Origin of the sequence: Acidovorax sp. BoFeN1, assembly GCF_003345135.1 — a bacterium.
Lineage (GTDB): Bacteria > Pseudomonadota > Gammaproteobacteria > Burkholderiales > Burkholderiaceae_C > Acidovorax > Acidovorax defluvii.
The window spans coordinates 1-12,114 of the sequence record NZ_QOZT01000028.1 but is presented as its reverse complement, the minus strand read 5'-3'; the positions used below and the strand labels follow the sequence as shown (position 1 = coordinate 12,114).

12 protein-coding genes are annotated in these 12,114 nt (G+C 59.8%); 8 read left to right on the top strand and 4 right to left on the bottom strand.

Translation table 11 applies throughout. From position 1 onward, the window contains the following. Nucleotides 1-5: 5 nt before the first annotated feature. Together ppk1 and sixA are read left to right on the top strand one after the other, a co-directional pair. Nucleotides 6-2,198, top strand: a complete 2,193-nt coding sequence (gene ppk1, locus DTW89_RS08610) for a polyphosphate kinase 1 (RefSeq protein WP_114655645.1) — start codon at nt 6-8, stop codon at nt 2,196-2,198. After that, nucleotides 2,195-2,659, top strand: coding sequence for a phosphohistidine phosphatase SixA (gene sixA / locus DTW89_RS08605; RefSeq protein ID WP_114655644.1), 465 nt, complete (start codon nt 2,195-2,197; stop codon nt 2,657-2,659). Before ppk1 ends, sixA begins: the two co-directional genes overlap by 4 nt. Before the next feature lie 45 nt (nt 2,660-2,704). Here the strand turns inward: sixA and DTW89_RS08600 are convergent, their stop codons facing one another. The 4 genes from DTW89_RS08600 to DTW89_RS08585 form a co-directional block, all read right to left on the bottom strand. Further along, complete coding sequence (locus tag DTW89_RS08600) at nt 2,705-3,274, bottom strand: hypothetical protein (RefSeq protein WP_330863084.1); 570 nt, start codon at nt 3,272-3,274, stop codon at nt 2,705-2,707. Further along, nucleotides 3,271-4,752 (bottom strand): Ppx/GppA phosphatase family protein, encoded by a 1,482-nt coding sequence (locus DTW89_RS08595; RefSeq protein ID WP_024814667.1) that lies wholly within the window; start codon nt 4,750-4,752, stop codon nt 3,271-3,273. The genes DTW89_RS08600 and DTW89_RS08595 overlap by 4 nt, the downstream gene beginning before the upstream one ends. Nucleotides 4,753-4,822: 70 nt before the next feature. Next, nucleotides 4,823-5,932 carry an ABC transporter substrate-binding protein gene (locus tag DTW89_RS08590; protein WP_236637081.1) on the bottom strand — a complete coding sequence of 370 codons (1,110 nt, stop codon included), beginning with the start codon at nt 5,930-5,932 and terminating at the stop codon, nt 4,823-4,825. 102 nt (nt 5,933-6,034) lie between these two features. Then, on the bottom strand, nt 6,035-6,529 hold the full coding sequence (locus DTW89_RS08585) for a fasciclin domain-containing protein (protein ID WP_114655642.1): 495 nt from the start codon (nt 6,527-6,529) through the stop codon (nt 6,035-6,037). Between the two features lie 208 nt (nt 6,530-6,737). On the opposite strand from DTW89_RS08585, the gene pstS reads away from it, so the two are divergent. From pstS to phoB, 6 genes are all read left to right on the top strand, one after another. After that, nucleotides 6,738-7,778, top strand: a complete 1,041-nt coding sequence (gene pstS, locus DTW89_RS08580) for a phosphate ABC transporter substrate-binding protein PstS (RefSeq protein WP_114655641.1) — start codon at nt 6,738-6,740, stop codon at nt 7,776-7,778. A gap of 154 nt (nt 7,779-7,932) precedes the next feature. Beyond that, complete coding sequence (pstC, locus tag DTW89_RS08575) at nt 7,933-8,859, top strand: phosphate ABC transporter permease PstC (protein WP_236637080.1); 927 nt, start codon at nt 7,933-7,935, stop codon at nt 8,857-8,859. Continuing rightward, nucleotides 8,856-9,737: a phosphate ABC transporter permease PstA gene (pstA, locus tag DTW89_RS08570; RefSeq protein ID WP_086912805.1), complete on the top strand. Its 882-nt coding sequence runs from the start codon at nt 8,856-8,858 to the stop codon at nt 9,735-9,737. Before pstC ends, pstA begins: the two co-directional genes overlap by 4 nt. Nucleotides 9,738-9,752: 15 nt before the next feature. Further along, nucleotides 9,753-10,538, top strand: a complete 786-nt coding sequence (gene pstB, locus DTW89_RS08565; protein WP_114655640.1) for a phosphate ABC transporter ATP-binding protein PstB — start codon at nt 9,753-9,755, stop codon at nt 10,536-10,538. Nucleotides 10,539-10,550: 12 nt separating this feature from the next. After that, on the top strand, nt 10,551-11,255 hold the full coding sequence (gene phoU, locus DTW89_RS08560) for a phosphate signaling complex protein PhoU (RefSeq protein ID WP_114655639.1): 705 nt from the start codon (nt 10,551-10,553) through the stop codon (nt 11,253-11,255). 15 nt (nt 11,256-11,270) lie between these two features. Then, nucleotides 11,271-11,978 (top strand): phosphate regulon transcriptional regulator PhoB, encoded by a 708-nt coding sequence (gene phoB / locus DTW89_RS08555; protein WP_114655638.1) that lies wholly within the window; start codon nt 11,271-11,273, stop codon nt 11,976-11,978. The last annotated feature ends 136 nt before the right edge of the window (nt 11,979-12,114 follow it).

Sequence of the window (12,114 nt, the reverse complement as noted above, 5' to 3'; positions counted from 1 at the left end):
CGCCCATGTCTCCACTGTCCCATGAAGCTGCCGTGGCCTCGCTGGTCGCCAACCTGCCTGTCGTTAAGACAGGTGCCGGCGCCGCACAGACGCCCGACAGCAAGTCTGGAACGCAATCAGGACAGCAGCCGCCGGTAGAACTCCTGGACAGGGATCACAGCATTCTGGCTTTCAATGAGCGTGTTTTTGATTGGGCCGTTCGCACCGATGTGCCGCTGCTGGAGCGGTTGCGCTATCTGTGCATTGTGTCTTCCAATCTGGACGAGTTTTTTGAAGTGAGGGCTGCGCCGCACATCACCGCGGCCAAAAACGGTGAGACCAAAGGTCTGTATACAGAAGCATCCTTTGAAGCCCTGTCAGCCCAGGCGCACGATCTTGTTGCGCGCCAGTACGCTCTGTACAACGAATCGCTGGTTCCCGCTTTTGCAGCACAGGGCATTCGCATTGTTCCGCACGGTGAACGGTCTGAGGGCCAGAAGCGCTGGGTTCATGACTATTTCATGCGCGAAGTGCGGCCGTTGCTCATTCCCGTGGGGCTCGATCCTGCCCATCCGTTTCCACAGGTCGCCAACAAGTCCTTGAATTTCATTGTGCGCCTCAAGGGCCGTGATGCGTTTGGTCGCGAAAACGAAATCGCCATTGTGAAGGTGCCCCGTGCCTTGCCGCGGCTGATTCGCATGCCGCCCAAGGTTGCTCCCAAGGAGGCCTTGTTCGTCAGTCTTTCCAGCATCGTGCGGGCGCATCTGCACGACCTGTTTCCGGGGCGTGAGGTCACCGAGTTTTCGCAGTTCCGCGTTACGCGCCACTCCGATCTGGCGCTCGACGAAGAAGATGTCCGCAACCTGAGAACTGCCTTGCGCCAGGGCTTGCAGCACCGCCACTACGGCCAGGCAGTGCGTCTGGAAGTGTCTGCCGGTTGTTCTGTGTTTCTCTCGGACTTTTTGCTGGAGCAGTTTGACTTGCCGGGTGCCGCGCTTTACCGTGTTGGTGGGCCGGTCAATCTCGTGCGGCTAACCCAGCTGGTGGATCTGGTCAACGATCCCGCGTTGTTGTTTCCGCCCTGGCGCTCCGTCTGGCCGCGGCAGATGCAGCCCGGTGTTTCGATCCTGGAGCAATTGCGTCACCGGGACATTTTGATGCACCAGCCGTTCGAGAGCTTTGACGGTTTGCTGGCCTTTTTGCGCGAGGCAGTCAATGACCCCCAGGTTCTGGTGATCAAGCAGACCATTTACCGCACGGGTTCAGACTCGGAGCTTATGGATCTGTTGACCGAGGCGGTGCGGCGCGGCAAAGAGGTCATGGCGGTGGTGGAGCTCAAAGCCCGCTTTGATGAAGAAGCCAATATCAATTGGGCCGAAGCGCTTGAGTCCATTGGTGCCCAGGTGGTTTACGGTGTGGTGGGGCTCAAAACCCACGCCAAAATGCTGCTGGTTACGCGACGGGAAGGACGTCAGTTGCGGTGCTACGGGCATTTGTCCACGGGCAACTACAACATGCGCACTGCACGGCTGTACACCGATCTGAGCTATCTCACTGCGGATGAGGAAACCACCGCAGACATGGACGGGGTGTTCAATCATCTGGCCAGTCAGAATCGCCCGCCCAAGTTGCGCCGGCTGCTGCTGGCGCCGTTTCACTTGCAACGCCGCATGGTGGAAAAGATCGAGCAGGTGGGTCTTGCGGCCAGTCGTGGAGAAGATGCACGCATCGTTGCCAAGATGAACGCCCTGACCGACGAAGCCTTGATCCGGGCGCTGATTCTTGCCGGTCAGCGGGGGGCACGGATTGACCTGATCGTGCGGGGCGCTTGCATGTTGCCGGCCCAGTTGCCCGGTGTCACCGACAACATCTGTGTGCGTTCGGTGATTGGCCGGTTTCTGGAGCACACGCGGGTGTTTTATTTCCGATCAGGGGAGCAGGAGGATTTGTATCTTTCCAGCGCCGACTGGATGAACCGCAACATGATGCGTCGAGTGGAACTGGCGTGGCCGGTTACAGATCCGGTGCTGCGCCAGCAGATCGTGGATGAGTGCCTGGTGGCCTATCTTCACGACGACAAGGACGCATGGACGCTCAATGCAGATGGAACCTATGAGCGTGCTCGCGATCCCGTAACCGGTCGGGGTGCCCAGAATGCGCTGATGGGGCGATACAGCGCGCCTTCGCCTGCAGGGCGAACTGATCAGGGGCTGGCATGATGGACCTCATCCTCTGGCGTCATGCAGAAGCCGAAGAAGCGGCAGATGGAATGGACGATACAGCCCGTGCCCTCACCCCTAAGGGCGAGAAACAGGCGGCCCGCATGGCCGCGTGGCTGGACAGGCAACTGCCCGAAGGTTTGAGGGTGCTCTCAAGCCCATCGCGGCGAACGGAGCAGACGGCCAGGGCACTGGGACGCAAGTTCAAGATGCGCACCGAACTTCTGCCTGGCGGCAGCGTAGAGGAATTGCTGGAGTTGGCCCAATGGCCACGCGCGCGTGGGGCAGTGCTGATCGTTGGTCATCAACCCGTGCTTGGGCAGACAATTGCGCAACTGCTGGGTTTGCAGGCACCGGAATGCGCCGTACGCAAAGGCGCCGTGTGGTGGCTTCGCCAACGCGAACGGCTGGACCGTTGCCAGACCGTGCTCATGACGGTGCAGTCCCCCGAATTCCTATGACTCTCGGTCTTGGATGGCGCTGGAACACTCTCCAGCAGGCTCAACTTACTTGCGGGTAGTTTTGGTCGATTGTTTCGTGGCAGGGGCTTCAGCCTTGGGGCGGCCCGTTTTGATGGAGGGCACCGCCTGCAGTGCCGAGCGCAATGCTGCATCTGACAGCCCCGCCAGCATCTTCAACCCGGCGCGCAGCAACTCGCTTTTCTTGACTGGTTGGGCGAGCGCGTTTGCCCGTTGCTTCAGGGCCTCAATTACTGCGTACTCATCCTTGGGGATGGTGAAACTGTCGCGCACCAGTTTGGGCTTTTTGGCGCGGACTTCCTTGGCTGGCAGCGCTGGCGCAGGAGCAGCAGCCTTCGCCTTGGCGGGGGCGGTATCTGCGGGACGCTTGGAAGGCTTCTTTGCCGACGCTTTAACCACTGTCTTGGTTTCTTGCACCACCGCTTTTTTTACCTTGGAGGCAGCTGGCGCTGGATGTGTGCCCGCCGTAGTGGTTTTGGCTGCCTGTTGGGCGGTCGTTGAAGCAGCGTTCTGGCTGGGGGTCGGGTTGGATGTGGTCATGGTGAATGGATGAGTAAACGATATAAACAGTTTATATCGTTTTTTGCGCCCAGTCATCCCAGATTGAGCTCCAGCTCCCAGGGCGTTTTTTGCCAGGCCACAATTTCTTCGCGCAGCAGGTGGGCAGATTGCGGGTAGGCGGCAGCCCACCCTGCACGGGTACTGATCGTGTGGCGTGAGCCCAATGCCCGCAACGACAGGCCATCCACATCCGGGTCTCGACGGGCGTGGCACAGCGCAACCGCGACGCGAAGACTCAACAGTTGCAGGCAAAACCCTGGGTCATTGATCAGTTCGATTTCAAGCTTGCGGACCTTTCCCCGCTGTCCCAGCACCAGTGCGCCTAGCCTGTGCAGCTCTGAAACCGCAAACCCCGCCGCATCGGCGTGGTCAAGAATGTAGGCGCCATGGCGGTGGTAGTCGCTGTGCGAGATGATGCCGCCAATCTCATGCAGGCGAGCGGCCCATTCCAGCTTGCGTGCGGCACGCTCACTGGTCTGGGGTGTCGCCTGCGTGAAGAGGGTTGATGCAACACGGGCCACCCGTTCGGCCTGGGCTATGTCCACCGAGAAGCGCTGCATGAGGCCGTTCACCGTGGTGGTTCTCAAGTCGGTCTCGGGCTGCTCGCGGTCCAGCAGATCGTAGAGTGCCCCTTGGCGCAGCGCGCCTTGCGCTACATGCATCTGACGGATCTCCAGGAGGTCGAACACTGCCCGCAGCACACTGATGCCACCGCCAATCACGGGCCGTCGGTCTTCCTTGAGCCCTTCCAGTCGCACGCGGTCTGCCTGGTGTGAGCGCAACAGGCGGTCCTGGAGCCAGTCGAGGCCCTCCGCCGTGATGAGCCCCTCAGGGCCGCCCGCAGCCGCGAGGATGTCGCCCACCGCTCCAGCGGTACCGGAAGACCCGTAGGCCACATCCCAGGTGTCCGGTCGGAAGGTGCCAAGAGCCTCATCGAGCACCGCCTTGGCGGCAATTTCAGCGGCAAGAAAGGCCTGCCTTGTGAACTGCCCGTCGGCAAAGTAACGCGTGGACCATGCCACGCTGCCCACCCTGAAAGAGGCCACGGTGTGGGGCCTGAATTGCTGGCCAAGAATGAACTCGGTGGATCGGCCACCAATGTCCACCACCAGACGGCGCTCGTCTGACTGAGGAAGCAGGCGCGCAACCCCCTGGTAGATAAGCCGGGCTTCCTCGGGGCCCGAAACCACATCGATGGGGTAACCCAGAATTTCACCGCCACGGGCCAGAAATTCTTCTCGATTGCGGGCTTCACGAAGGGTCTGCGTTGCCACGGCGCGCACCTGGGCGCGCTCAAAACCCGCCAGCCGCTCTCCAAAGCGCGCCAGGCAGTCCCAACCGCGCTGCATGGCTTCCCGTGTCAGATTGAACTCTTCGTCAAGACCATTGCCCAGTCGCACGGTTTCCTTGAGATATTCCATTCGCTGGATGTGGCCATGCTCGAAGCGGCCGATTTCAAGGCGAAAGCTGTTGGATCCCAGATCTACAGCTGCGAGCAGTGTTCCGTTGTGCATGTTTCTGCGCGTGATGCGCTTGATCTCAAGCGGGCAGCATAGCACCCGCATACCGGTGTCCAGAGCGGTGTCAGCCGATGATGCGGCCGTCCTGCGTCAACATGCTTTGCGTCACGTAGGCGTTGGACCGTTTTTTCCCTTGGTAGGCCACCACATATCCGCCGACGTTCACATCATTACGCCGCTGCAACGCCGCGAGCATGCTGGCGCGGGTGATGGGGCCTGAAATGCCGCCAAGAATTTCAGCGGTGTAGCGCGCCGCAATGAACCCTGCCAAGCCTTGCGGCGAGGGGGCTTCATCAAAGAAGCGGCTCAGTGCGTCACGGTAAGCGCGCACCACGGGCAGGCTGGAGGTGATCAAAGGAACTGCCTGGGTGGCGATGATGGACGTGCCTTTGGGCGTGCCCCCCATCTGGGCGAGCACCTGCAAATTTACATCCGCCAGCGCTACAACAAAGCACTGTCTACCCGGCGGAGCGACCAGCTTGCTGGTAAACGCGTGCAGCTCTGGCGTACCTCCCACAAACAGAATAATGGTTTGCAATGGGTTGGTAAGTTGGTTGGCAGCAGGGCCAGTTGCGCCCGGCAGCGGCAATATCTGGGCTTGCAGATCCAGATTTTTCGCGGCCTGGAGGACATAGGCCTGGGATTGTTGCTGCACTTGTGCGGTGGCAAAAACCACGCCAATCTGCTTCACACCCAAGGACGCATGGGTCTTGATGGCGTGTGCGATTTGTAGCTGGTGGTCTGGGAAGACCTCAAATGTCGCCTCGGCTTGGGCGTCGGTCACTGCGTTGTGTAACCAGGGGGCCACTATTGCCAGGGGCGAAGCCGAGCCGGCCGCAGACTGCAGGGCCACCAGTCCGGCGGCAGCGCCATTGCCCACGCAGCCAGACAGCGCCACGCACCCGGATTGCCCGTGGACTGCTTGCCATGCGGCCTTCAGGCCTGCAGGCGTGCCATCGGTTTCGATGGTGACATGCTGCACTGTGCGGCCACGCACCCCGCCGCGCGTGTTCAGGTCCTGCCAGGCGGATCGGGACCCGACCAGAAAGTCGCGACTGATATCTTGTTGTCCAAAAGTCAAGTCAACTACCTGGGCCACCACCAGCGGGCGTTCCCCGTCGGCATTGCGAGGGGTACTGGCTGGCAGTGGCTGGGCCATGACTTCGCCTGCCATCGCGGCACTTGCAGCAGCGGTCCAGCGAATCCAGTGGCGGCGATTCAGCGAAACCGCTGGGCAATGGGGAAGATGCATGGCTATTTAATGCGCTGAGAAGGGTTATTTTTTCTTGGGCGGCATCATCACGGTGTCCACCATGTGGATAACACCATTGCTGGCGGCGATGTCCGCTTGCTCTACCATGGCTTCCTCCACGGTCACGAAGGTGCCGGCGCGTGCCAACGCAATGTCGGCGCCCTGCAGGGTCTTGACATTGCCTGTCTTCACGTCGGCAGATGCCAAGCGCGATGGCACGATGTGATAGCTGATCACGGACTTGAGCAACGCCTTGTCCGCCTTGAGCGCATCCAGCGTCTTCGCTGGAACCGCCTTGAACGCTGCATCCGAAGGCGCGAACACGGTGTAGGGGCCGGCAGTCTTGAGCGTTTCCGTCATGCCGGCTTCTGCAACCAGGGCATTGAACGTCTGCAGCGATGACGTCTTGGCGACCGTCTCTGCCAAAGTTTGCGGTGCGGGCGTGTGCGTGGCGCAGGCGCCCAAGGCGGTCACAGCCACCAGGGCGAGTGCAGATTGAAGTGCATAACGGCGAAACATGGGATTCTCCTGGAAGTAGATGGCCGACGCATGTCGGTCGCAGGAGACTACGCAGCAGTCGTGACAAAGATGTGACGATTTGATTCAACCTACCGTCGGAAAAGTGGAAAAATGGGCGTGTGACAGGTGTGGATAATTGTCATGACAATGTCATATGGGAAATCTAGAGTCGCGGCATCCCAACTCCTTCAACCCAAAAGGTATCTTCATGAAAATGTCCGTGATTCGAGTTCTGGTGGCTGGTTTGGCTTCTGCTGGAGCGTTTTCTACCGCCATGGCGCAGCAAGAAGTTACGGGCGCCGGCGCCTCGTTCCCGGCGCCGCTGTATTCCAAGTGGGCTTCCGAATACAACAAAGCCACTGGTGTCAAGGTCAACTACCAGTCGGTGGGTTCGGGCGCTGGTCTGCGCCAGATCGATGCCAAAACCGTGGCGTTTGGCGCTTCCGATATGCCCCTGAAGGATGAAGATCTCGAAAAGAAGGGCTTGGTGCAGTTCCCCACCGTGATTGGCGGTGTGGTGCCGGTCGTCAACATCAAGGGCATCAACCCAGGCCAGATCAAGCTGACTGGCCAGGTGCTGGGTGATATTTATCTGGGCAAGATCACCAATTGGAACGATCCTGCCATCAAGGCGCTGAATCCTTCCTTGCCGCTGCCGGACGCCGCCATTGCGCCAGTGCGCCGCGCTGACGGTTCGGGTACCACCTTCGTCTTCACCAACTACCTCAGCAAGGTCAACGCCGAATGGAAAACCAAGGTTGGCGAAGGTACGGCTGTGAACTGGCCTGTGGGCGCGGGTGGCAAGGGCAATGAAGGCGTGGCCGCTTTCGTGGGTCGTCTGCCCAACTCCATCGGTTACGTCGAGTACGCCTACGTCAAGCAAAACAAGATGACCTACACGCTGGTGCAAAATGCAGCGGGCAAGTTCGCTTCTCCTGACGATGATGGCTTCAAGGCTGCGGCTGCCGGCGCTGTCTGGCCCAAGAGCTTTTACCTGATTTTGACGAACCAGCCTGGTGATGCCACCTGGCCTATCACCAACCCAACCTTCATCCTGATGCACAAGGTGCAGGAAAAGCCGGCCGATGCCACCGCTGCGCTGAAGTTCTTTGACTGGGCCTTCAAGTCCGGCGACAAGACCGCTTCGGATCTGGACTATGTGCCCATGCCCGATGTCGTCAAGAGCAACATCCTGAAATCCTGGGGTGACATCAAGGACACCTCCGGCAAGGCTGTTTCGTTCAAGTGATTTCCTGGGCCGGCACCATGCCGGCCTTTTGATTTAACTTCTCAAGGCTACCAACGTGTCCACTACGATGCCGGTCCGCCAGAGCCCGCCCTCCGAGGCGACCTCTGGCATCAAACGGACCACACCCCCACCCAATAAGTCGTTGATATCGGGCATGTTGGCAGACCGCATTTTTGGATGGCTGGCGCGAGGCGCAGCCATCATTACGCTTTTGTTGCTGTTTGGCATCCTGGCATCGCTGGTGGTGGGGGCCTGGCCTTCCATTTCCCAGTACGGCCTGAGTTTTCTCACGCGCAGCGTCTGGGACCCCGTTCAAGACGAATACGGCGGCCTGGTCATGATTTATGGCACGCTGGCCACGTCGTTCATTGCGTTGCTGATTGCTGTGCCCGTGAGCTTTGGCATTGCCCTGTTCCTCACAGAGCTGTCGCCCGCCTGGCTGAAACGGCCCCTGGGGACTGCCATCGAGTTGCTGGCTGCCGTGCCTTCGATCGTGTATGGCATGTGGGGCTTGATGGTGTTTGGTCCCATCCTGGCGCGTTTTGTTCAGCAACCACTTCAGGCGCTGTTTGCCGGTGTTCCGTACCTGGGTGCGTTTGTCTCAGGGCCGCCAGTAGGTATCGGCATTTTGTCTGCAGGCATCATTTTGGCCATCATGATCATCCCGTTCATTGCGTCGGTGATGCGGGATGTTTTCGACGTTACGCCGGCACTGCTCAAGGAGTCGGCCTACGGCCTGGGTTCGACGACCTGGGAGGTGATGTGGAAGGTGGTGCTGCCCTACACCAAGACGGGCGTACTCGGCGGCATCATGCTGGGCCTCGGGCGTGCGCTGGGCGAAACCATGGCGGTCACATTTGTCATCGGCAACATGAACCAGCTCGATTCCTTGTCGATGTTCGAGGCCGCCAATAGCATCACTTCGGCCCTGGCCAATGAATTCGCGGAAGCCGGTGAAGGTCTTCACCAGGCGTCCCTGATCTATCTGGGGCTGGTACTTTTCTTTATCACGTTCGTGGTGCTGTCCCTTTCCAAGATTTTGCTGTCACGCCTTCAAAAGAATGAAGGAGCCCGCACATGACCACCTCGCAACGGCTTATTTCGGCAGCGGATGCCACGAAGGCGCGTCAGGCCCGCTACAACAGCCGCAAGCGGGTCAACCAGATTGCCCTGACGCTGTCGCTGGCCGCCATGGTATTTGGCCTGTTCTGGCTGGTGTGGATCTTGTGGGAGACCGTGCGTCTGGGCGTGGGGGGGCTGAGCCTGACCCTGTTCACCGAAATGACGCCGCCGCCCAATGACGCGGGTGGTATCTCCAACGCCATCTTCGGCTCGCTGGTGATGGTGGTGCTGGCCACGTTCGTGGGAACCCCCATTGGCATCATGGCCGGGGTTTACCTGGCCGAGTACGACGTGCGCAGCTGGCTGGCATCCACTACGCGCTTCGTGAACGACATTCTGCTGTCGGCGCCCAGCATCGTGATTGGCCTTTTTGTCTATGCCGTCGTGGTGGCGCGCTTCAAGAGCTTTTCCGCCTACGCCGGCATCCTTGCCCTTGCGCTGATCGTGATACCGGTGGTCATCCGCACCACCGAAAACATGCTGATCCTGGTGCCTGCCAGCCTGCGTGAGGCGGCCTATGCCCTGGGCACGCCCAAGTGGCGCGTGATCACCATGATCACCTTGCGTGCGGCGCGGGCCGGCGTGATTACTGGGATCTTGCTGGCAGTGGCGCGCATTGCGGGTGAAACGGCTCCGTTGCTTTTCACGGCCTTGAACAACCAGTTCTGGAACTCGGATTTGTCCAAGCCCATGGCCAGCCTGCCAGTCACGATTTTCAAGTTTGCCATGAGCCCCTATGAAAACTGGCAGCAACTAGCCTGGGCGGGAGTGTTCCTGATCACCGTGGCCGTTCTCGGACTCAATATCCTCGCACGGGTTCTGACCCGGCAGAAATAAGCAAGGAAGACTTTCATGCCCTCCACTCTCAAGAATTCGCCGGCCGGACCGGCCAAGATCACGGTTCGTGACCTGAACTTCTATTACGGCAAGTTCCATGCCCTCAAGGGCATCAATCTGGATATTCCCCAAAACAAGGTGACGGCCTTCATCGGCCCCTCGGGTTGCGGCAAGTCCACCCTTTTGCGCACCTTCAACCGCATGTTCGAGCTGTATCCCGAGCAGCGGGCCGAAGGGCAGATCGTGCTGGATGGCGAGAACCTGCTGACGACAAAGCAGGATGTGGCGCTGGTCCGGGCCAAGATCGGCATGGTGTTTCAGAAACCCACGCCGTTCCCCATGTCCATCTACGACAACGTTGCCTTTGGTGTGAAGCTTTTTGAAAGCCTCAGCGCCACGGACATGGACGACCGCGTGGAATGGGCCTTGCGGAAGGCAGCGCTGTGGAATGAGGTCAAGGACAAGCTCAACCAGAGCGGTTCCAGCCTGTCAGGCGGGCAGCAGCAGCGTCTGTGCATTGCCCGCGGCATCGCCATCAAGCCGGAGGTGCTGTTGCTAGACGAGCCGTGCTCGGCCCTTGATCCGATCTCTACTGCCAAGATCGAAGAACTGATTGCAGAGCTGAAGGAAGACTACACGGTGGTCATCGTCACGCACAACATGCAGCAGGCGGCGCGATGCAGCGACTACACCGCCTACATGTACCTGGGAGACCTGGTGGAGTTTGGGGAAACAGAACAGATGTTCTTCAAGCCCCAGCGCAAGGAAACCGAAGACTACATTACCGGCCGTTTCGGCTGAGGAGGCAAATAGATGGCTGATAAACACCTTTCATCGCAGTTCGACAGCGAACTCAACGGCGTTTCTGCCCGAGTCATGGAACTGGGCGGCCTGGTGGAATCGCAAATTCGCCAGGCCATTTACGCCCTTTCGCATTTCAGCCTCGAAGCAGTAGAGCAGGTAGGTTTGATTGAGCAGCGCGTAAATGGTATGGAAGTCGAGATCGACCACGAACTCGCATCCATCATTGGCCGTCGCCAGCCCACAGCCCGCGATCTGCGGCTGCTGCTGTCGATTTCCAAGGCCACCGCCAATCTTGAGCGCATGGGTGACGAGGCCAACAAGATGGCCCGCATGGTGAAGTCGATTATTGAAAGTGGTGCCGCCCGTTCGCTGCCATCGAGTGACCTGCGCGTTGCAGCCGACATGGCCTCGGGCCTGCTGCGCAAGGCGCTGGATGCTTTTGCACGGCTGGACACCAAGGCGGCGCTGGCCATCCTCAAGGAGGACGACTTTATCGACAAGGAGTTCGATGGCTTTGTGCGCAAGCTCATCACCTACATGATGGAAGACCCCCGCACGATCTCTGCCAGCCTGGATCTGCTGTTCCTGGCCAAGGCTATCGAGCGCATTGGCGACCATTCCAAGAACGTTGCCGAGCTCGTCATTTACCTCGTCAAAGGCAAAGACGTGCGGCATACGACGATGGATGAAATTGAATCTGCTGTGCTTTTGTGACCGATTGGCGTTGACATGAAAAAGCTACCCCGCGTATTGATTGTCGAGGACGAGCCGGCAATTGCCGAGCTGATTGCCGTCAACCTGCGCCACAACGGTTTTCAGCCGATCTGGTCCGAAGACGGCGAATCGGCGCAGCGCGAGCTCGATGCCGTTCTGCCAGACGTGATCCTGCTGGACTGGATGCTGCCAAGCCAAAGCGGCCTTGTGTTGGCGCGCAAGTGGCGTGCGGACAGCCGCACCAAACCCATTCCCATCCTGATGCTGACAGCGCGGGGGGACGAGCCCGACAAGGTGGCGGGGCTTGACGCCGGGGCGGACGACTACATCACCAAACCGTTTTCCACCCAAGAGCTTCTGGCACGCATCCGGGCGGTGCTGCGGCGCCGTGCACCCGAGCAGGTGAGTGACAGCGTCACCATCGGAGATCTGGCGCTGGATGCGGGCACCTACCGTGTCACCTTTCAGGGGCAGCCACTCAAGGTGGGGCCTACCGAGTTCAAGCTGCTCCATTTCTTCATGAAGCATTCCGAGCGCGTGCACAGCCGCTCGCAGCTGCTCGACAAGGTTTGGGGTGACCATGTTTTCATCGAGGAGCGGACGGTGGACGTGCATGTGAAGCGGCTGCGCGAGGCCCTGGGACCCGCTGGCGAGATGGTGGAAACCGTGCGCGGCGCGGGTTATCGCCTCACGGCGCAGCCGCCTGCACTGTTACGGGCCTGACTGTTTCAAGCGGGGGCGCAACGGCCTCTGTGACTACCGGGAAAGAGTGAGTGCGCATATTCTGGCGTTTTGGGTATTTTCTGGCCTTGCAGCTTGCCGGGGGGGCGCTCGGCTGGTGGCTGGAGGGCCCCTGGGG

Bases quoted from the DNA above. Each gene is read 5' to 3' on its own strand.
- ppk1 (WP_114655645.1), top strand. From the start codon at position 6: ATGTCTCCACTGTCCCATGAAGCTGCCGTGGCCTCGCTGGTCGCCAAC.
- sixA (WP_114655644.1), top strand. From the start codon at position 2,195: ATGATGGACCTCATCCTCTGGCGTCATGCAGAAGCCGAAGAAGCGGCA.
- DTW89_RS08600 (WP_330863084.1), bottom strand. From the start codon at position 3,274: ATGACTGGGCGCAAAAAACGATATAAACTGTTTATATCGTTTACTCAT.
- DTW89_RS08595 (WP_024814667.1), bottom strand. From the start codon at position 4,752: ATGCACAACGGAACACTGCTCGCAGCTGTAGATCTGGGATCCAACAGC.
- DTW89_RS08590 (WP_236637081.1), bottom strand. From the start codon at position 5,932: ATGGCAGGCGAAGTCATGGCCCAGCCACTGCCAGCCAGTACCCCTCGC.
- DTW89_RS08585 (WP_114655642.1), bottom strand. From the start codon at position 6,529: ATGTTTCGCCGTTATGCACTTCAATCTGCACTCGCCCTGGTGGCTGTG.
- pstS (WP_114655641.1), top strand. From the start codon at position 6,738: ATGAAAATGTCCGTGATTCGAGTTCTGGTGGCTGGTTTGGCTTCTGCT.
- pstC (WP_236637080.1), top strand. From the start codon at position 7,933: ATGTTGGCAGACCGCATTTTTGGATGGCTGGCGCGAGGCGCAGCCATC.
- pstA (WP_086912805.1), top strand. From the start codon at position 8,856: ATGACCACCTCGCAACGGCTTATTTCGGCAGCGGATGCCACGAAGGCG.
- pstB (WP_114655640.1), top strand. From the start codon at position 9,753: ATGCCCTCCACTCTCAAGAATTCGCCGGCCGGACCGGCCAAGATCACG.
- phoU (WP_114655639.1), top strand. From the start codon at position 10,551: ATGGCTGATAAACACCTTTCATCGCAGTTCGACAGCGAACTCAACGGC.
- phoB (WP_114655638.1), top strand. From the start codon at position 11,271: ATGAAAAAGCTACCCCGCGTATTGATTGTCGAGGACGAGCCGGCAATT.